This is a genomic window from Halorubrum rutilum (assembly GCF_024494565.1).
In genome coordinates this window covers 259540-278403 of the sequence record NZ_JANHDN010000002.1, presented here as the reverse complement: position 1 = coordinate 278403, position 18864 = coordinate 259540, and the positions used below count along the sequence as shown (strand labels likewise).

Genomic DNA, 18864 nt, shown 5'->3' with positions numbered 1-18864 from the left:
CGTTTTCCGACGCCTGATTCTCTTGCCGGCCATGAGCGAGCACTCCGTGTTCCCCTCCGACTCGGACGCCTACGACATCTCGACGGTCGACCTCAGCGACGACCGCTACGAGGTGAAGCAGTCGATGGTCCGGAACAAGTACGCCGTCCGCGACAGCGCCGGCGACGTCGTCCTCCGCGGGAAACAGAAGATGTTCAAGCTGAAAGAGGAGTTCCCGTTCGTCACCGGCGACGGCGACGACGCGTTCACGGTGAAGGCGGGCGGGATCGTCGACATCGGCGGGAACTACGCCATCGTCGACTCGGGCACCGGCGAGGAGGTCGTCGTCCTCGACGAGGACTACTCGCTGTTCGTCGAGAACTGGACGATCCGCGACCCCGAGACGGGGGAGGCGCTGGCGACGATCAGGTCGAAGAGCAAGCTGATGGCGGCGCTCCGGCACCTCGTCGGCGCCGCGAACCTGATCCCGAACAAGTACGAGATATTCGACGCCGACGGCGGCCACGTCGGCGACATCGAGGGGCAGTTCTCGCTGCGGGACACGTACGCGGTCACCATCGACGACGCGAGCGACGTGCCGAAGGAGGCGGTCGTCGCCGCCGCGTGTATCCTCGACGCCTTAGAGAACCAGTAGCGGCGGTCGGTCGCACCGCGCCGCTCGCCTACTCCCCGCCCAGTTTCGTCTCGCCGACCGCGTCGTGGCCCTCGATGACCTCGGTGCCGCCCATGTACGGGCGCAGCGCCTCGGGGACGGTGACGGTGCCGTCGTCGTTCTGATAGTACTCCAGGATCGCGACGACGATCCGCGGGACCGCGAGCCCGGAGCCGTTCAGCGTGTGGAGGTACTCCGCGGACTCGTGGTGCTCCTCGCGGTACCGGATCCCCGCTCTGCGCGCCTGGAAGTCCTCGAAGTTCGAGACGGAGGAGACCTCCAGCCACCGGCCGCCGCGGTCGGGCCCCTCGTCCATGTCGTCGGCGGGCGCCCACACCTCGACGTCGTACTTCTTCGCCTGCGTGAACCCGAGGTCGCCGGTACACATCTCCAGGATGCGGTAGGGGAGTTCGAGGCGGCGCAGCACCTCCTCGGCCTCGTCGACGAGCCCCTCGAAGCGCTCGTCGCTCTCCTCGGGCCGCACGAAGTTCACCATCTCCACCTTGTTGAACTGGTGGACGCGGACGATACCGCGCGTCTCGGTGCCGTGCTCGCCCGCCTCCTGCCGGAAGTTCGGCGTGTACGCCTGGTACTTGAGGGGGAGGTCCTCGCCGAGCAGGATCTCGTCGCGGTGGAGGTTCGTGACGGGCACCTCCGCGGTCGGGAGCAGCCAGAGGTCGTCGTCGTCGTACGCCTCGTCGTTCGACCCCTCGACGCGGTAGGCGTCCTCGGTGAACTTCGGGAGCTGGCCCGTGCCGCGCATCGACGCGGAGTTGACCGGGATCGGCGGGAACACGTCCTCGTACCCCTGTTCGCGGTGAACGTCGAGCATGAACTGGATCAGCGCGTGCTCCAGTCGGGCACCGTCCCCCTTCGCGACGTAGAAGCCGGCGCCCGCGACCTTCGCGCCGCGCTCGAAGTCGAGGATCTCGAGGTCCTCGCCGAGGTCGTAGTGCGGCTCCACGTCGGCGGGGAGCTCGCGGAGGTCGTCGAACCCCTCGCGGCGCCGCTCGACGTTCTCGGACTCGTCGGCGCCCACGGGGACCGACTCCTGCGGGATCTGGGGGAGTTCGAGCAGTGATTCCTCCAGTTCCGCCTCCAGCTCGTCGGCGCGCGCCTCGACCTCTCGGAGCTCCGACTTGAGCTCCTGCGAGCGCTCGATCGCCTCCTGGGCTTCCTCCTCCTCGCCCGCCTGCTTCAGCTCGCCGATCGTCGAGGAGACCTCGTTGCGCTCGTGGCGCAGGTCGTCGCCGCGGCTCTTCAGCTCCCGCCACTCCTCGTCGACGTCGAGTATCCGGTCGAGGTCCACGTCGACGCCCTTGTCGTCGAGCGCCTCGCGGACAACCTCGGGGTTCTCCCGGACGAACTGTCGAGACAGCATTTACCGGAGGTTCCGCGGGGCGACCCAAAACCGTATCGGAGCGTCGGTGTCGGTCGGCACGGGCGGACCGCCTGGCCGAGTTGAGTTTTCGAGGCGCAGGTGTGCGCTTATGAGCGATTGTAGCCGATTCGCCGGCGAACACCGCCAAAGCTTCAGCCGACCGCAACCGCACAGCACCTCACACCTCCCCGACCTCGCGCGCTCCTTCGCGGCCGCCGGTAGCGGCCGCTCGGCGGCGCGCGCCACCGCACCGCCGGTCGTTCATGGACTCCCGTCGCGGTCGACGCCCGCCAGACGGCGTCGGTCCGGTCGCGCGGATCACCACGGTTTAAATAGCGTGCCGCGAGCGGATGTGGCATGCTCATCACCGGCGCGGAGCTCGCCGACGGGCGGGTCCGCGACGTTCGGATCCGAGACGGGACCATCGACGCGGTCGAGCCGGCGAACGCCGGGATCGACCCGGACGCGGGCGAGCGCGTCGTCGACGCCCGCGGGCGACACCTCCTGCCCGGCGCCGTCGACGCCCACGTCCACTTCCGGGAGCCGGGCGGGAGCCACAAGGAGACGTGGGCCTCGGGCTCGCGGAGCGCGGCCGCCGGCGGCGTGACGACCGTCGTTGACCAGCCGAACACCTCGCCGCCGACCGTCGACGGCGACGCCTACGACGGGAAGGCCGCGCTCGCCGCCGACTCGCTCGTCGACTACGGGATCAACGGCGGCGTCACCGCCGACTGGGACCCCGAGGGCCTGTTCGAGCGACCCCTCTTCGCGCTCGGCGAGGTGTTCCTCGCGGACTCGACCGGCGAGATGGGGATCGCCGTCGACCTGTTCGAGGACGCGCTCGCCGAGGCCGCCGCCCGCGACGTCCCGGTCACGGTCCACGCGGAGGACGAGGCGCTGTTCGACGCGAGCGCGCTCAGTAGGGACCTCGGCGGAGTCGGCACCGCCGCGAACGCCGACGCGTGGTCGGCCTACCGGACCGCCGAGGCGGAGGTCGCCGCGGTCGAGCGCGCGCTCGCGGCCGCCGCCGAGAGCGACGCGCAGGTGCACGTCGCTCACACGTCGACGCCGGAGGGGATCGACGCGGTCGTCGCGGCCCGCGAGTCCGAGGGAGACGAAAGGGGGTCCGAGGGGGACGGAAGCGGGCCCGAGAGGGACGAGAGCGAGGCCCGGGCGACCGCGGGCGCTGCCCCGCCCACCTGCGAGGTCACCCCGCATCACCTCTTCCTCTCGCGCGAGAACGCCGGCCGGCTCGGCACCTTCGGCCGGATGAACCCGCCGCTCCGCTCCGAGGAGCGGCGGGCCGGGGTGTTCGAGCGCCTCCGCGACGGCGACGTCGACGTCGTCGCCACCGACCACGCGCCCCACACGGTCGCCGAGAAGCGGCGGGGGCTCACCGAGGCGCCGAGCGGCGTCCCCGGGGTGGAGACGCTCTACCCGCTCCTCCTGGAGTCCGTGCGCAAGGGCGAGCTGAGCCTGGAGCGCGTCCGCGACGTGGTCGCGGCCAACCCCGCGTCGATCTTCGGGGTCGAGGCGAAGGGGCGCGTCGCCGAGGGCGCCGACGCCGACCTCGTCCTCGTCGACCTGACGAACCCCCGCGAGATCGAGGCGGGCGCGCTCCACGGCGCCTGCGGCTGGACGCCCTTCGAGGGGTTACAGGGCGTCTTCCCGGAGCTGACGCTCGTCCGCGGCGCGGTCGTCTACGAGCGCGACCCCGTCACGGGCGCCGAGTCGTTCGGCGAGCCGGTCGGTCGGAACGTCCGGGAGTCGTAAGGCGGGCGCGATCCGGGGCGTCCGAGGGTCGAGTTTCGGCACGCGCCGGGGCGTCCGAGGGTCGTCGCTCGCGGTCCGAATCGGGCGTGTACGGACCGCACCGCTCGGCGGAACGCATATGCCGCTGCTATCCTAAGCGAGTTCGTATCGATGATCGTGGGAGTCCGTATCACGGGTGAGAGCGACGGGACGGGCGCACCGAGGGAGCGGACCGCGCGGCGGGAACGGTTCGCGGGAACGGAACGGTTCGCGCGATCGGAAGGCTTCGCGCGACCGAGGCGGACCGCGGGAAGCGACCGGGCCGCCGCGCGACGGGCTCCGACATGACGGACGCCGCGGAGACCGGACCGAGCGGGGTCGACGCGGACGGGGCGGGGGCGACCGAACGGCCCCCGCTGGCGCCCGACGAGGTCGCCGCGCTCGCGGAGCGCGTCGCCGACAACGTCGAGGAGGTGATCGTCGGGAAGCGGACGGCGGTCGAGCACGTCCTGATCGCCGTCCTCGCCCGCGGGCACCTCCTCGTCGAGGACGTGCCGGGCGTCGGGAAGACGACGCTCGCGAAGTCGGTGTCGCGCTCGATCGGCGGCTCGTTCAAGCGCGTCCAGTTCACGCCCGACCTCCTCCCCGCCGACGTCACCGGCGTCAACGTGTTCAACCAGCGCACCGACGAGTTCGAGTTCCAGCCGGGGCCGGTGTTCGCCAACGTCGTCCTCGGCGACGAGATCAACCGGGCGCCGCCGAAGACGCAGTCGGCCCTGCTGGAGGCGATGGAGGAGGGTCAGGTGACGACCGACGGCGAGACCCGGTCGCTCCCGGATCCGTTCTGCGTGATCGCGACCCAGAACGACGTCGAGCCCGGGCAGACGTACGACCTCCCGGTGGCAGAGATCGACCGGTTCACGAAGAAGATCCGGCTCGGCTACCCGAGCACCGAGGAGGAGGCCGAGATCATCGGGCGCATGGCCGGCGACCACCCCGTCGACGCCGTCGATCCCGTCGCCTCGATCGAGGAGGTCCGGCGCGCCCGGGCGACGGTCGCCGGCGTCGACGCGACCGAGTCGGTCCGGGAGTACGTCGCGCGGCTGGCGGCGTACACCCGGCGGAACGCGCGGCTCGGCGTCAGCCCGCGGGGGAGCCTCGCGCTGCTCCGGACCGCGCAGGCGCGGGCCGCGCTCGACGGCCGCGGGTACGTGATCCCCGACGACGTCCAGGCCGAGGCGCCGACCGTGTTCGCGCACCGCGTCCGCGCCGACTCCGGAACCGACGGGGCGACGGTGGTCGAAGACGCCTTAGACCGGACGAGCGTGGAGTGATCGCCCGTGTCGTCGCCGACCCTCACCCGACGCGGTCGCGTCGTCCTCGCGGTCTGCGTCGGCGGCGTCGCCATGGCGTTCGCGGCCGGCGGGCGGTCGCTGGAGGCGGTCGTCCTGCCGGGCGCCGTCGCGCTCGCGGCCGGGTACGTCCAGCTCGCCCGGATCGACGAGCCGGCGGTGGACCGGACCCTCCCGCCCGAGGGGTTCGTCGGCGAGGGCGGCGAGGTCCGCCTCGCGTTCGAGGGGCGGGACGCCGGCGGGCTGTCGCCGACGTACGTCGCCGACGTCGACGACGCGCTCGACGACGGGCTGGCCGGCCCCGACGAGCCGGTCCGGACCTCCGTCGGCGACGCGCCGGCGACGTACCGCGTCGACTACCTGCGCCGGGGCGAGCGGCGCTTCGGTCCGGTCACGGTGACCGCGAGCGACGTGTTCGGGCTCTTCGAGCGGGAGGCGGTCGTCGAGGCGTTCGACGAGACCCTGACCTACCCGGCGTGCCGCGAGATCCCGGCGCGGCTCCGCCGGTCGCTGTACGCCGACGACGCCGTGGGAGCGAGCCGGCGGCGCGAGGAGTTCGACCGGCTCCGGGAGTACACGCGCGGGGACCCCCTCCGCGACGTCCACTGGGCGGCGACCGCAAAGCACGACGAGCTCGTGGTGAAGGCGTTCGCCGCGCGGACGGAGCGCGGCCGGGTCGCGATCGCCGGCGAGACCGCGGGCGACCGGGAGGGCGCGGCCGGTCGCGATAGCACTGGAGGTCGGGGGGGCGCGGCGGATCGGGACCCCGCCGACGCCCTCGCGAGCGCGGCCGCCAGCCTCGCGCTCGCGCTGCTGGACGACGGCGTCCCGGTCGATCTGACGCTCCCCGGGGGCGAGGTCTCGGCCGACCCGGGCGCCCGCGGACGCCGGGCCGTCCTGGAACTGGCCGCGCGGACCGGCCCCGGCGCGGTCGGCGTCGAGGAGGCCGACGCCCGCGTGGTCGCCGGCGAGCGCGGCGCGCGGTACCGGATCGGCGACCGGACGCTCGCGTTCGGCGAGGTGGCCGGTGCGCCCGTCCGCGCGGCGGTCGGCGGCGGCCGGGGCGCCGGCGTCGACGGGACGGCGACCGAAGGCGAATCGCCGGAGGAGGGCCGAGGCGGGGCCACCGCTCGCGGGGGAGTCGCCGCCGCGGCTCGGGGCGAGGCGGCCGGTCGACGAGACGAGGTGATCGGCGGATGAGGCGGCCGCTGACCGGCGACCGCGCCCGGCGGCTGCGGTCGGTCGTCGACCCGCCGGCGCTCGGCGTCGCGGTCGTCACGGCGGCGTACCTCTCGGTGTTCCTCTCCGCGACCGACGTCGTCGGGGGGACGGGCCGGACCGCGGTCGCCGTCGCGGTCGCCGGCGGCGCGGGGCTCGCCCTCGCGCGGCACGTCGGCGAGCGGACCGCGGTCCGGCTGACCGCGGGCCTGTTCGCCGCGACGCTGGCGGGGTACTACCTCGCGATCCCCGCGAGCCGGCGGGCGCTGTTCTCGGTCGAGAACGTCGCGCTCGACGTGATCTCGCTGCTGACCGGGCTCTCGGTCCTCCGGCTCGCGCTCGCGGACCTGTGGGTGCTCGCGGTCGCGCCCGTCCCGACGTTCCTCGTGGGGTACCTCGTCGGCCGCGGGCGACAGATGAGCGCCGCCGGGGTCGCGGGCGGCACGCTGGGGTTCCTCGTGCTCACGGGCGACGCGGGCGGGACGGCCACGCTCGCCGGCGCGGTCGGGGTCGCGCTCGCCGCGGGCCTCTCGACGCTGTCGATGCCGGGCGGGATCCGGGACCACGGCGACACCCTCGCGGCGGTGTTGGCGGCGATGGTGCTCGTGAGCGCGACGCTCAGCCTCCTCCCGGCCGGCGCGGCCCAGCCGTGGGCGCTCGACCGCGGCACCCCCACGTTGGAGTCGTCGATCGAGGCCGACGACGAGGTGGAGGTCGTCGGTCCGACGCGGCTCTCGCCCGAGGTCAGGTACACGATCGAGAGCCCGGTCGCGGCGAACTGGCACGCCGGCAGCTACGACACCTACACGGGCGACGGCTGGGTGCGGTCCGGCGAGCAGTCGCCGCTGGAGGGGCCGCTCGACGGCCCCCCGGGCGACGCGACGCGCGCGAACGTCACGATCACCGCCGAGGGGGAGTCGTCGTCGCTGCCGGCGCCGTGGCAGGTCGTCGACGTCCGGGGCCCCGCGGCGCAGACCGCGCGGGTGGACGAGCACGGGACGGTCCGGCTCGCCGAGCCGCTGGGGGCGGGCGAGACGGTCACGGTCGAGAGCCGTGTACTCGACGCCGACCCCGACGCGCTCCGGGACGCCGGGACCGACTACGACCCCGCGATCGAGGACCGGTACACGCAGCTCCCGGCGAGCACGCCGGAGCGGGTCGGCGAGCGCACCGAGGAGATCCTCGCGGCGGCGGGCGCGGAGAACCCGTACGATCGGGCCGTCGCGATCGAGCGCTACCTGCGCGAGGAGTACGAGTACTCGCTCACCGTCCGGAAGCCCGACGGCGACGTGGCGGACGCGTTCCTCTTCGAGATGGACGCCGGCTACTGCGTCTACTTCGCGACGACGATGACCGCGATGCTGCGCTCGCAGGGGATCCCGGCGCGGTTCGTCACCGGCTACTCCGAGGGCGAGCGGATCGGCGAGGACCGGTACGTCGTCCGCGGCCAGGACGCCCACGCGTGGGTGAAGGCGTACTTCCCGGGCCACGGCTGGGTGACGTTCGACCCGACGCCCGCCGCCGAGCGCGACGAGGTCCGGAGCGCGCGCCTCGCCGACGCGCGCTCCGCGGGCGAACCGGGAGTCGACGTGCCGGCCTCGGAGCCGGCGGTGACGTCGCCGTCGATCGTCCCGGAGTCCGGGGCGGCCCCGGCCGCGACCGGCGCGGCGAACGGCAGCGCCGCGACGGGGGACGACGCCGCGACCGACAACGCCACGACCGGCGCGGACGCCGCCGACCGGCGGCGGACCGGGCTCACCCGCGGCGCGGTCCCCGGCGAGCCGCGATCGGGGGAGGAGGACTCCCCGCTCCCGTCCGGCGAGACCGTCGCGTACTGGCTGTTCGCGGCCGTGATCGGCGTCACCGGCGCCCGCCGCTTCGGCGTCGGCGAGCGGGCGGTCCGGGCCGCCCGGCTCCGGCTCCCGCGGGGCGGCGCCGACCCGACCGCCGACGCGAAGCGAGCGTTCGCGGACCTGGAGTACCTCCTCGCCCGCCGGTACCGGGAACGGCGCGCGGGGGAGACCCCGCGGGAGTACCTCGACGCCCTCCGCCGCCGCGGGCTCGACGAGCGGGCGCTCGCGGTCGGGGAGGCGTACGAGCGGGCGGCGTACGCCGGGACGGTGACGCGCGCCGAGGCCGACGAGGCGCGGCGGACCGTCCGGCGGCTCGCGCTGGAGGCGACGCCGGTCGTCGGGCGGCTGTTCGACTGACCCGTTCGCGTCGTCTCCCGGGCCCGTTCCCGGCGTCGGCTCGACCCGTTTCCGGCGTCGGCTCTCGGGCCGTTTCCGTCGCTCGCCCGCCTGAGCCGGCGGCGAACGCGCGCCGCGGTCGCACTCCCGACACTATTTAATACGGTCACCATGTACGTTCGACCGTAATGTCGGAAGTCTGCTCGACGTGCGGACTGCCCCAGGAACTCTGCGTCTGCGAGGACGTCGCGAAGGAGTCCCAGCAGATCAGCATCCGCATCGACGAGCGCAGGTACGGAAAGGAGGTAACGGTCATCGAAGGATTCGACCCGAAGGACGTCGACATGAGCTCCCTCTCGTCGGACCTCAAGTCGAAGTTCGCCTGCGGCGGCACCGTCGAGGACGGCGCCATCGAGCTGCAGGGGAACCACTCGGGCCGCGTGGAGGAGTTCCTCCGCGACAAGGGCTTCAACGTCGCGTGACCGTCACCTGACCGTCCGCCGTCGAGCGATCACGGATCCGGTTTTTCGAGCGATCCCGTCCGGCGAGCCGCGGCTCAGTGACTCGCGCCCCCGCGAGTCGGGGAGCGCGGCTCGCGGCCCGCGCTCCGGCGGTTTTTAAATGAGCAGCGCCGCCCGCCCGACGACGAACGCGGCCGCCGCGAGGAAGGTGCCGTACTTGAAGCGGCGCTGCGCGGTCGCCGGGTCGCCGAACCCCTCGTAGCAGGCGTACAGCATCGCCGCGTCGGCGACGGCGACGAGGAGGAGGTAGGCGCCGCCGAAGGTGCCGGTGAAGTACGGGACCGGGCTGGCCGCGACGGCGACGACGAGGGCGGCGGCGCCGATCCACAGCGCGCGGCGCTCGCCGACCGCGATGGGGAGCGTGCGGAGCCCCTCCTCGCGGTCGCCGGCGACGTCCTCGACGTCTTTGATCACCTCGCGGGTGAACGTCGAGAGCCCCGCCAACAGCGCGAGAACGACGACGGATCCCGGCTCGCCGACCGCGGCCCCGCCGAACAGGAACGTCGAGCCGACGAGGTACGAGACGAGCGCGTTGCCGAGCCCGGGCGTTCCCTTGAACACCGTCGTGTAAGTGACGAGCGCGACGAGGTTGACGGCGGCGATGGCGACCGCGAGCGGCGGCAGGAGGGCCGCGAACGCGACGGCGACGAGGAACCAGGCGGCGGCGACGGCGAGCGCGCCGCGCGGCGAGACGGCGCCGCGCGGGATCGGGCGGTCCGGCCGATTGACGGCGTCGATCTCGCGGTCGAAGTAGTCGTTGATCGCGTTGCCCGCGGCGACCGCGAACGCCGTGACGACCGCGGCGACCGCGGCGGGGACGGCGGCGCCCGCGGCGCCGGCGACGAACGCGCCCGTCCCCGTGAGGACCGCGGCGGCGACGCAGTTCGTCGGCCGGGCCAGCTCCGCGACCCCGCGCGCTGTGTCGTGCACGTCGTCTCCACACCGCGGCGCGGCACATAAACGACCCGGGATTCGAGGCGGGATCGCGGCGGCCGAGGGCCGCGGTGACCGAGGGCCACCCCCGGCGACGTCCCGGCCGCGATTCTCTCGGCACGGAATTGGCCACGAACGTTTATGACGTGCGCAACGGAAGGGGCGTGTATGGCCAAGGGCCTTGACGTCGGCACGATGAACATCCTCTCCGGGCGACAGGAAGGCGCGGAGACGGTGTTCGTACAGCAGCGCAACTCGTTCGTCGAGATCGAGTACAGCGACATGGCCGAGCAGATGCTCTCCCGCAGCGACGTCCTCCACATCCGGAAGGAGGACAAGGTGTACGTCGTCGGCGACGACGCGTTGAACTTCGCGAACATCTTCAACAAGGAGACGCGCCGCCCGATGCAGCACGGGATCTTGTCCAGCGACGAGGCGTCCGCGATCCCGATGATCAAGCTCATCACCGAGCAGGTGGTCGGCGAGCCCTCGAAGCCGAACGAGCGGCTGTTCTACTCCAGCCCGGCCGACCCGATCGACTCCGGGCTGACGACGCTGTACCACGAGAAGACGCTCGAATCGATGCTCGGCGACATGGGGTACGACCCCGAGCCGATCAACGAGGGGATGGCCGTCATCTACTCCGAGCTCGCCGACAACAACTTCACCGGGCTCGGGATCAGCTTCGGCGCCGGGATGACGAACGTCTGTCTCGCCTACTACGCGGTGCCCGTGATGAAGTTCTCCATCGCCCGCGGGGGCGACTGGATCGACGAGCAGACCTCGCAGGCGACGGGCACGCCGGTCGACAAGGTGACGAGCATCAAGGAGGACGACTTCGAGCTCGACTTCCGCACCGACGTGGGCGGCGTCGAGGGCGCGCTCGCCATCTACTACGAGAACCTCCTCGACTACGTCATCGAGAACATCAGCCGCGAGGTCGACGAGGAGGACGTCGAGGAGGGGCTCGACGTGCCCGTCGTCGTCACCGGCGGCACCTCCAGCCCGAACGGGTTCGAGGACCTGTTCGCGGACCACCTGGAGGACGCGAACATCCCGTTCTCGATCAGCGGCGTGCGCTCGGCCGACGAGCCGATGTACAGCGTCGCCAGCGGCGCGCTGGTCGCGGCCCGCTCGGAGGAGGGCGAGGACGACTCCGCCGGGGCCGCCGAGGAGCCCGCCGCGGAGGAGGCCGCGCCCGAGTCCGAGGACTGAGCGCTCGCGCCAGACGCCGAGCGCCCCGACGCCGAGCGCCCCGACGCCGAGCGCCCCGGCTCCGAGCCGACTCGGGTTTCCCGACCCCGCCGCCCGACCCCGATTTTTCGATCCGTGAGGACGCGCCGAACGCCTAAAGCCGAGGCTCATCGATCGGGCGTATGGTCGAACCCGCCGGCGACGACGGCGAACGACGGCTCCGCGTCGACCTCGAGGTCGACCCGTCCGACGAGTGGGACTGCCCGATCGTCTCGCAGGCGGAGAGCGCGGCCGACGTCACCGTCAACGCGGTCGGCGACGAGTGCACGGTGGAGGTCCGGCCCGCGGACGGGGAGGGGATCCGCCGCGACCGCGGCGAGGTCGCGGACGACTGCCTCTGTCGCGTCTTCCAGGAGTTCGGCTACGTCCCCCACGTCCGGCGGGTCGACGAGGGGACGGTGCTCGTCACGTCGTACGTCGACGACCGCGACGCCGTCCGCGAGCTCGTCGCGGCGCTCAGGGAGGCGCTCGACCGCGTGCGGCTGGTCCGGCTCGCCGTGGTCTCGGGGCCCGAGTCGACCGAGCAGGCGACCGTGGACCTCTCGGCGCTCACCCCGAAACAGCGGGAGGGGATGGAGCTCGCCGTGGTCCGCGGCTACTTCGACGACGGCGCCGACGTCTCGCTCGGCGACCTCGCGGCCGAGCTGTCGATCAGCAAGTCGGCGCTCTCACAGCGGCTCCGGGGCGCGCAGGCGAAGCTCGTGACGGACGTGTTCGACGGCGTCGAGGAGTAGGTCCCCTCAGTCGGCCGGGGACCCGCCGCGGACGCGGCGCAGCGCCTCCGCGCCGTCGCGTTCCGCCTCCGTGAGGTAACACTTCGGATCGGGCGCGAAGGGGTCGCCGTGCGCCGAGAGGGCGCGGAGCCGCGAGCCGCCCCGGCAGATCGACTTGTACGCGCAGTCGGCGCATCGCCCGGTGAGCCGGTCCTCGCGGTCCCGGAGCCCGGCGAGGAGCGGGTTCGACTCGTCCGACCAGATCGCGCCGAACGAGCGGTCGCGGACGTTGCCGAGCGAGTACCCCTGCCAGAACTGCGTGAGGTGGACGTTGCCGACGGGGTCGACGTCGGCGACGCGCTCGCCGGTCGGGTCCCCGCCGTTGCGCCGGAGGTGCTCGTAGATCAGTCGGGCGCGGTCGGTCCCGATCTCGCGGTCGGCGTACTCGACGAGGTGGCCGGCGTCGGCGTAGTTGCCGACGAGCAGCGTCTCGATCTCCTCGCCGGCCGCGTGGTACTCGCGGGTGAGGTCACAGAGGTCGGCGACCGCCTCCCGGGTCGCCTCGGGGCTCAGGTCGACGTCCGAGATGTCGGCGCCGCGCCCGCCGTAGTCGAGGTGGTAGAAGCAGAAGCGGTCGACGCCGACGTCGACGAGGAGGTCGACGACGCCCGCGAGGTCGTCGACGTTGTGCTCGGTGATCGTGTAGCGGAGCCCGGTCTTGAGGCCGACGTCGAGACACGCCTCGATCCCGCGGACCGCGGCGTCGAACGCGCCCTCCTCGCCCCGGATCCGGTCGTTGCGCTCGGGGAGCCCGTCGACGGAGACGCCGGCGTACTTGAGCCCCGCCGCCTTCAGCTCCCGAGCGCGCTCGCGGGTCAGGAGCGTCCCGTTCGTCGAGAGGACGGGCCGGATCCCGGCGTCGTCGGCGTGGGCGACGAGCTCCGCGAGGTCCTCCCGGACCAAGGGCTCCCCGCCGGAGAAGAGGAGGACCGGCACGCCGAACGCGGCGAGGTCGTCGATGAGCGCCTTCCCCTCCGCGGTCGACAGCTCGTTCGGCGCCCCCTCCTCGTCGGCCGCGGCGTAGCAGTGCTCGCAGTAGAGGTTACACCGCTTCGTCGCGTTCCAGACGACGACCGGACGCCGCTGTTTGTCCTCCGTGATCTGCGGCTTCTCCGAGCCCTCGGCGGCGTCGTACCGGAGGCCGTCGCTCTCGGCGTCGAGCCCGCAGAGGAGCTTGCTGACCGAGATCATCGGTCGCCCTCCGGACCGGGAGCGTCGTCGGGGTCCGCCGCTTCGGCGTCGCCCTCGACCGGCGCGCCGCCGCAGGCGACGGTCGGAGTCCCCTCCGCCGCCTCGGAGGCGCGCGGGTCGCCGTCGCGGTCCGGAGACGCGCCGTCGCCCGCGTCGCCGGACTCGCGGTCGTCGCCCGCCAGCGACTCGGCGGAGTAGCGGTGCGTCTCCTCGGCGGGACAGAGCCACACGTCGCGGGCGTACCGGGCGAAGAGCTCGCTCGCCTCCTCGTGCGCGGCGTCCGGCGTCGGCGCCGCGACGGTGCCGACGTGGCGGAGCGGGTCGGCCTCCGCCTCCCTGACGAACACCTCGAAGCGTCGGCCGTCCGCCGAGCGCGGGCCGCCCGGTCCGGCGGTTCGGTCCGTCTTCTCGACCATACGCCGCGTAGGACCGACCCACCGAACCCGGTTTCGCGCGTTCTCACGGGGGCGAAATCCGACCGAACACGTTCGGACCCCCGACGCGTAAATCGCATGCCGGTATAGCGAATCCGGATTCGGGGCGGATTTCGCGAGTGAGACGCACGCGGATTCGACGGCGACGAGGCGGACCGCCCGTGACCGGCTCGAAACCGGCTCGGACGGCGTCCGTGGCGGTCGCGGCGCTTCGGGGCCACCAGTTATGTCCGACCGTCGCCTAGCGGCCCCCATGCGCGAACTCGTCTTCGCCCTGGAGTACGAGCCGGGGCGCAACCGGGTGGCCGACGCGCTCGCGGGCCATCCGGGGACGCGGGTGCGGTCGCTGTCGCTCCACGCCACCGACGACCACCTCTGGCGCGTCGACCACGCGACCGGGACCCCGGAGGCGCTCGCGGCCGTCGAGGACGCCTTCACCGACGGCGACTACTACGCCGACTGCCTCGCGACCGAGGACTGCGGCGCGACGCAGACCACCCGCGTCCTCGACCGGACCGACGACACCCTCGTGTTGTACACCGACTGGGAGCCCACGCCCGTCTGCGCGTCCGTCCCGCACATCGCCCGCGACCACCTCGGCGACGGCGTGCTGTTCGAGACCCGCCACGAGGGGCGACACTACACCTGGCGGCTGATCCACTCCGGCGAGGGCGACGTGGGCGCCTTCTTCGACGCGCTCCGGGACGCCGTCGGCGACGCGGCGCGCACGGAGCTGCTCAGGACCGCGAACGCCTCGGCGGGCGGCGGGACGCGGGCCGACGCGGACGGCGTCGGGCTCTCCCCGGAGCAGGAGGCCGCCCTCAGGGCCGCGGTCGAGCACGGCTACTACGAGTCCCCGCGGGCGGTCGACGCGGGCGAGCTCGCCGACCACCTCGACGTGCCGCGGTCGACGCTCACCTACCGCCTCCGCCGGGCCGAGGAGCGCCTCGCGAAGGCGCACGTCGCCCGGTCGGTCGCGGGCGACGCCGCGCCGGCGCCGTTCGAGTAGCCGAGCCGAGGCGTTTTCGCGGAAGAGTTGGAAGTCTCCAACCAAGGCTTATCGACGCGAGGCCCCTCCCTCGACGTAATGAGCGACAAGTCGGACGGACGCGGCGGGCCCGACGGCGGCGGGGCCGGAAGCGGCGCAAGCGGGACCGCCGGGGACGGGGTCCCCGATACGGGCGCGGACGGCGGGCGGCGCGAGCTGACGGCCGACCTCGCGGTCCCCGAGATGGACTGCCCGTCGTGCGCCGGGAAGGTCGACAACGCCCTCGGGCGCGTCGACGGCGTGGTCGACGTCGCGCTCAATCCCACCGCCGGGACCGCGACGGTCACGTACGATCCCGACCGCGCCGACGAGGGGGACGTGGTCGCCGCGATCGAGGGCGCCGGCTACGAGGTCACGGGGGGACGGTCGGCGGGCGACGGTGACGCGGACGACGGCGACGGGGGCGCCGGCGGGGGACCCGGCGTCGCCGTCGCGCCGCCCGCCGAGGTCTGGACGACGCCGCGCGCGAAGAAGACGTGGCTCGGCGCGGTCCTCGTGGTCGGGGGGCTCCTGTTCGAGTTCGTGCTGACCGCGTCCAATCCCGTCGTCGCGAGCGTGCTGAGCGTCCCGCTCACGCTCGCGGACGCGCTGTTCGTCGGCGCCGTCGCGGCCAGCGGGATCCCCGTCGTCCGCGCCGGTTACTACTCGGCGCTGAACCGCAGCCTCGACATCGACCTGCTGATGGGGACGGCGATCGTCGCCGCGACGGGGATCGGCTACTTCGTCGAGGCCGCCACGCTCGCCGTCCTCTTCAGCGTCGCCGAGCTGCTGGAGGACTACGCGATGGACCGCGCCCGCGACTCGCTGCGCGAGCTGATGGAGCTGTCCCCGGACGAGGCCACCGTCAGGCGGGAGGGCGACGAGGTGACCGTCCCGACCGACGACGTCGCAGTCGGCGAGACCGTGGTCGTCCGGCCGGGCGAGAAGGTCCCGCTCGACGGGACGGTGGTCGAGGGCGAGAGCGCGGTCGACGAGTCCCCGATCACCGGCGAGAGCGTCCCCGTCGACAAGGCGGTCGGCGACGAGGCGTTCGCGGGGTCGATCAACGAGGAGGGGTACCTCGAGATCGAGGTGAGCTCCACCGCGGGCGACTCCACCCTCTCGCGGATCATCGAGCTGGTGCAGGGCGCGCAGGCCGAGAAGACAGAGACGGAGCGGTTCGTCGACCGCTTCGCGGGGTATTACACGCCGGTCGTCGTCGCGCTGGCGGTCCTGACCGCCGCGGTGCCGCCGCTCCTCATCGCGGAGCCGGTGACGGTCGGTATCGCCGGCTACCCGTTCGTCTTCGCCGCGGACTGGGGGACGTGGTTCGTCCGCGGGCTCACGCTGCTCGTGATCGCCTGCCCCTGCGCGTTCGTCATCTCGACGCCCGTCTCGGTCGTCTCCGGGATCACCAGCGCGGCGAGGAACGGCGTGCTGATTAAGGGCGGCAACCACCTAGAGGCGATGGGCGAGGTCGACGCCGTCGCGCTCGACAAGACCGGGACGCTCACCAGGGGCGAGCTCGCGGTCACCGACCTGATCCCGCTCGGCGACGCCGACGAGGCGACGCTGCTGCGGCGGGCCGCGGCGCTGGAGCGCCGGAGCGAACACCCCATCGCCGCCGCGATCCTCGACCGCGCCGAGCGGGCGGGCGTCGGGGACCTCACCGAGCCGACGGGGTTCGAGAGCCTGACCGGGAAGGGGATCCGCGCCGAGATCGACGGCGAGACGTACTACGCCGGGAAGCCCGCGCTGTTCGAGGAGCTCGGCTTCGACCTGTCGCGGGCGCGGGCCGAGACCGACGGCGGCGTCGTCGCGGCGGACGACGAGGCCGATCCCGCGGCGGGCGGAGGCGGCCCCGGAGAGCTCCCGGAGGGGGCCCTCGCCGCGTTAGAGCGCGAGGGGAAGACCGTCGTGCTCGTCGGGACGGCGAGTTCGCTGACCGGGGCCGTCGCCGTCGCGGACGAGGTGCGGCCCGACTCGGAGCGGGCCGTCGAGCGCCTCCGCGAGCTCGGCGTGGAGCGCGTCGTCATGCTGACGGGCGACAACGAGGGCACCGCCAGGGCGATCGCCGAGCAGGTGGGGGTCGACGAGTATCGCGCCGACCTCCTCCCCGAGGAGAAGGTCGCGGCGGTCGAGTCGCTGCGGGCCGAGTACGGGGAGGTGGCGATGGTCGGCGACGGGATCAACGACGCGCCCGCGCTGGCGACCGCCGACGTCGGCGTGGCGATGGGCGCCGCCGGGACCGACACCGCCCTGGAGACCGCGGACATCGCGCTGATGGGCGACGACGTGGCGAAGCTCCCGTACCTCTACGCGCTCTCGCACACCGCCAACGGCGTCATCCGGCAGAACGTCTGGGCGAGCCTCGGCGTGAAGGCCCTCCTCGCGCTCGGCGTGCCGCTGGGGCTCGTGAGCGTCGCCGTCGCGGTCGTCGTCGGCGACATGGGGATGAGCCTCGGCGTCACCGGCAACGCGATGCGGCTCTCCGGCATCGAGCCCGAGTCGTACGAGTGACCGGCGGGGGCGAGGCCCTCGTTCCCGACGCCCGAAACGAACATGAACTATTATTAACGACCGACGTCTCGGGAGAGACGTGCCACCCGTAGTACACGACTGACGCAGGCTCGGAATCGGCGGCGGCGACCCGCCCCGAGGGTCCGAGTGCGCGCGAGGCGAGCATCGAAACGGAGAGAGCGTCAACGGAGACCGTCCCGTCGGCGGCCGACGAGGAGAGCAGCGGCGAGGAGGCCGACGACCTCCCGACAGCGGCGGAGGCGGTCGCGCGGTGCGCGGCGACGTTCGACGCGACGGACACGGAGCGGATCCCGAACGGGACCGGCCGGTGGAACGCGTACGCGGGGTCGTGTCACGGCGGCGAGTGACCGACCGCGTCCCGATTTTCCGAACCGACGAGCAGAGCGCCCGGAGCCGCGCCGCTCCTCCGGGGACCGCGACGGATGCCCAGTCCCCGGAAACGGTGTCGCCGATTTGTAAGGGCGGCGCTCTTACCGCCGGTCATGCGCCCACACGATCGCGAGGCGATCCCGGACGCGGCGGCGCGGACCGCGGTCCGACTGTCCGGGCTCGCGGACGGGACGGTGGTCTGCGGCGCGGTCGACGAGAGCGAGCTCGAACGCGTCGAGGAGGAGTTCCTGTGCGCCAGCGGCGAGCGCTGGGGCGGCGCCTGGCGCGGGGTCCCGGTGGCGGCGCTGCTCGACCGGTCGGACGTCGACGTCGACCCGGAGGCGACCCACGTGCGCGTCGCGGCCGACGGGTACGCCGTCTGCGTGCCGGTCCGGACCGCGCTCGACGCCGTGCTGGCGGTCGAGCGCGCGGGCGAGCCCCTGCCGCCGGCCCGGCGCCCGCGGTTCGTCGCCTCCGTCGACGCGGGGCGGACCGTTCGGGGGGTTCGCGAGCTCGAGTTCCTGCGCCTCGGACCGGACGAGGACCCGCAGGAGCACGAGGAGCTCGGGTACTGACCGCGACGGGTCGGACCCGGTCACTTTAGACGACGAGCCGACTACGAGCCACCGGCCGATGACGACGCACCGCCCCGAGCTGCCTCGGCACCAGCGATGACGAGCCCTATGAGTGCAGAGGCCACCGGTTTTTTCACGTCGACACGGAGCCGTCCCGTTTCCGTCGGTCGCCGGTGACCGCCCGCGCCGACGGTTCGCGGATTCGATATAGCCGGTGAGCGTTTATCGGCGCGGTCGATCCCGGCGAGTCCCTTCGCACTCGCAGCAGCCGCCGAGGACCGAGACCGGCGTCCGGATTGCTCCCGTAGCCGGACTTATTCGGCTCGCGCCCCTCGATCCGGACGGAATGTCAGACTCCGAGTACGCGCTGCAGGCCCGCCTCGAAGCGAAGCCGGAGAAGACCGAGGAGGTCGCCGAGTTCCTCGAATCCGCGCTCCCGGCCGCGGAGGCCGAGGAGAAGACGACGACGTGGTTCGCGCTCAGACTCGACGAGACGACGTTCGGTATCTTCGACACGTTCCCCGACGAGGAGGGGCGGCAGGCGCACCTCGACGGGGAGATCGCCGCCGAGCTGCTGGACCGCGCCGACGAGCTGTTCGAGTCGGACCCCCAGATCGACGAGATCGACGTGTTGGCCGCCAAGCACTCGTAGGGGATCGAGCGTCGGTTCTCGCTCGGCGATCCGTCGGTTCCGAAGCCGTC

Annotated in this window: 16 protein-coding genes; 12 read left to right on the top strand and 4 right to left on the bottom strand. The window is 73.1% G+C overall.

Annotation, left to right across the window (positions count from 1 at the left end):
* Positions 1-31 precede the first annotated feature (31 nt).
* Entirely contained in the window at positions 32-634 is a 603-nt protein-coding gene (locus tag NO900_RS04865) for an LURP-one-related/scramblase family protein (protein ID WP_256408095.1), read from the top strand.
* A 28-nt stretch (positions 635-662) separates the two neighbouring features.
* Here the strand turns inward: NO900_RS04865 and serS are convergent, their stop codons facing one another.
* Positions 663-2033, bottom strand: a complete 1371-nt coding sequence (gene serS / locus NO900_RS04860) for a serine--tRNA ligase (protein ID WP_256408094.1) — start codon at positions 2031-2033, stop codon at positions 663-665.
* Positions 2034-2390: 357 nt separating this feature from the next.
* Here serS and NO900_RS04855 point away from each other — a divergent pair, with 357 nt between their 5' ends.
* The 5 genes from NO900_RS04855 (at position 2391) to yciH (ending at position 9026) form a co-directional block, all read left to right on the top strand.
* Complete coding sequence (locus NO900_RS04855; protein ID WP_256408093.1) at positions 2391-3806, top strand: dihydroorotase; 1416 nt, start codon at positions 2391-2393, stop codon at positions 3804-3806.
* Between the two features lie 323 nt (positions 3807-4129).
* Entirely contained in the window at positions 4130-5119 is a 990-nt protein-coding gene (locus NO900_RS04850) for an AAA family ATPase (protein ID WP_256408092.1), read from the top strand.
* Between the two features lie 6 nt (positions 5120-5125).
* Positions 5126-6337 carry a DUF58 domain-containing protein gene (locus NO900_RS04845; RefSeq protein WP_256408091.1) on the top strand — a complete coding sequence of 404 codons (1212 nt, stop codon included), beginning with the start codon at positions 5126-5128 and terminating at the stop codon, positions 6335-6337.
* Positions 6334-8565, top strand: coding sequence for a transglutaminase TgpA family protein (locus NO900_RS04840; RefSeq protein WP_256408090.1), 2232 nt, complete (start codon positions 6334-6336; stop codon positions 8563-8565). The genes NO900_RS04845 and NO900_RS04840 overlap by 4 nt, the downstream gene beginning before the upstream one ends.
* 167 nt (positions 8566-8732) lie before the next feature.
* Positions 8733-9026, top strand: coding sequence for a stress response translation initiation inhibitor YciH (gene yciH / locus NO900_RS04835; RefSeq protein WP_256408089.1), 294 nt, complete (start codon positions 8733-8735; stop codon positions 9024-9026).
* Between the two features lie 135 nt (positions 9027-9161).
* Here the strand turns inward: yciH and NO900_RS04830 are convergent, their stop codons facing one another.
* The gene (locus NO900_RS04830) at positions 9162-9995 is read right to left on the bottom strand and encodes a geranylgeranylglycerol-phosphate geranylgeranyltransferase (protein ID WP_256408088.1); all 834 of its coding nucleotides are present in this window, start codon (positions 9993-9995) and stop codon (positions 9162-9164) included.
* A 171-nt stretch (positions 9996-10166) separates the two neighbouring features.
* Between NO900_RS04830 and NO900_RS04825 the strand changes: the two genes are divergently transcribed.
* The gene (locus NO900_RS04825; RefSeq protein ID WP_256408087.1) at positions 10167-11213 is read left to right on the top strand and encodes a cell division protein FtsA; all 1047 of its coding nucleotides are present in this window, start codon (positions 10167-10169) and stop codon (positions 11211-11213) included.
* Positions 11214-11374: 161 nt separating this feature from the next.
* Positions 11375-11986, top strand: coding sequence for a helix-turn-helix domain-containing protein (locus NO900_RS04820; protein ID WP_256408086.1), 612 nt, complete (start codon positions 11375-11377; stop codon positions 11984-11986).
* A gap of 6 nt (positions 11987-11992) precedes the next feature.
* Here the strand turns inward: NO900_RS04820 and NO900_RS04815 are convergent, their stop codons facing one another.
* Both NO900_RS04815 and NO900_RS04810 read right to left on the bottom strand, forming a co-directional pair.
* Positions 11993-13216 carry a TIGR04347 family pseudo-SAM/SPASM protein gene (locus tag NO900_RS04815; protein ID WP_256408085.1) on the bottom strand — a complete coding sequence of 408 codons (1224 nt, stop codon included), beginning with the start codon at positions 13214-13216 and terminating at the stop codon, positions 11993-11995.
* Positions 13213-13632, bottom strand: coding sequence for an Htur_1727 family rSAM-partnered candidate RiPP (locus tag NO900_RS04810; RefSeq protein ID WP_256408084.1), 420 nt, complete (start codon positions 13630-13632; stop codon positions 13213-13215). The genes NO900_RS04815 and NO900_RS04810 overlap by 4 nt, the downstream gene beginning before the upstream one ends.
* A 271-nt stretch (positions 13633-13903) precedes the next feature.
* Between NO900_RS04810 and NO900_RS04805 the strand changes: the two genes are divergently transcribed.
* From NO900_RS04805 to NO900_RS04790, 4 genes are all read left to right on the top strand, one after another.
* A complete protein-coding gene (locus tag NO900_RS04805; RefSeq protein ID WP_256408083.1) occupies positions 13904-14659 on the top strand; it encodes a helix-turn-helix domain-containing protein in 756 nt (251 codons plus the stop codon).
* A gap of 78 nt (positions 14660-14737) precedes the next feature.
* On the top strand, positions 14738-17197 hold the full coding sequence (locus NO900_RS04800) for a heavy metal translocating P-type ATPase (protein WP_256408082.1): 2460 nt from the start codon (positions 14738-14740) through the stop codon (positions 17195-17197).
* Positions 17198-17700: 503 nt separating this feature from the next.
* Positions 17701-18162, top strand: a complete 462-nt coding sequence (locus NO900_RS04795; RefSeq protein ID WP_256408081.1) for a molybdopterin-dependent oxidoreductase — start codon at positions 17701-17703, stop codon at positions 18160-18162.
* Between the two features lie 346 nt (positions 18163-18508).
* Positions 18509-18814, top strand: a complete 306-nt coding sequence (locus NO900_RS04790) for a putative quinol monooxygenase (RefSeq protein WP_256408080.1) — start codon at positions 18509-18511, stop codon at positions 18812-18814.
* Positions 18815-18864 lie beyond the last annotated feature (50 nt).

What these genes read in the sequence shown, in the direction of transcription:
- NO900_RS04865 (WP_256408095.1), top strand. Translation starts at nt 32, where the DNA reads ATGAGCGAGCACTCCGTGTTCCCCTCCGACTCGGACGCCTACGACATC.
- serS (WP_256408094.1), bottom strand. Translation starts at nt 2,033, where the DNA reads ATGCTGTCTCGACAGTTCGTCCGGGAGAACCCCGAGGTTGTCCGCGAG.
- NO900_RS04855 (WP_256408093.1), top strand. Translation starts at nt 2,391, where the DNA reads ATGCTCATCACCGGCGCGGAGCTCGCCGACGGGCGGGTCCGCGACGTT.
- NO900_RS04850 (WP_256408092.1), top strand. Translation starts at nt 4,130, where the DNA reads ATGACGGACGCCGCGGAGACCGGACCGAGCGGGGTCGACGCGGACGGG.
- NO900_RS04840 (WP_256408090.1), top strand. Translation starts at nt 6,334, where the DNA reads ATGAGGCGGCCGCTGACCGGCGACCGCGCCCGGCGGCTGCGGTCGGTC.
- yciH (WP_256408089.1), top strand. Translation starts at nt 8,733, where the DNA reads ATGTCGGAAGTCTGCTCGACGTGCGGACTGCCCCAGGAACTCTGCGTC.
- NO900_RS04825 (WP_256408087.1), top strand. Translation starts at nt 10,167, where the DNA reads ATGGCCAAGGGCCTTGACGTCGGCACGATGAACATCCTCTCCGGGCGA.
- NO900_RS04820 (WP_256408086.1), top strand. Translation starts at nt 11,375, where the DNA reads ATGGTCGAACCCGCCGGCGACGACGGCGAACGACGGCTCCGCGTCGAC.
- NO900_RS04815 (WP_256408085.1), bottom strand. Translation starts at nt 13,216, where the DNA reads ATGATCTCGGTCAGCAAGCTCCTCTGCGGGCTCGACGCCGAGAGCGAC.
- NO900_RS04810 (WP_256408084.1), bottom strand. Translation starts at nt 13,632, where the DNA reads ATGGTCGAGAAGACGGACCGAACCGCCGGACCGGGCGGCCCGCGCTCG.
- NO900_RS04805 (WP_256408083.1), top strand. Translation starts at nt 13,904, where the DNA reads ATGCGCGAACTCGTCTTCGCCCTGGAGTACGAGCCGGGGCGCAACCGG.
- NO900_RS04800 (WP_256408082.1), top strand. Translation starts at nt 14,738, where the DNA reads ATGAGCGACAAGTCGGACGGACGCGGCGGGCCCGACGGCGGCGGGGCC.
- NO900_RS04795 (WP_256408081.1), top strand. Translation starts at nt 17,701, where the DNA reads ATGCGCCCACACGATCGCGAGGCGATCCCGGACGCGGCGGCGCGGACC.
- NO900_RS04790 (WP_256408080.1), top strand. Translation starts at nt 18,509, where the DNA reads ATGTCAGACTCCGAGTACGCGCTGCAGGCCCGCCTCGAAGCGAAGCCG.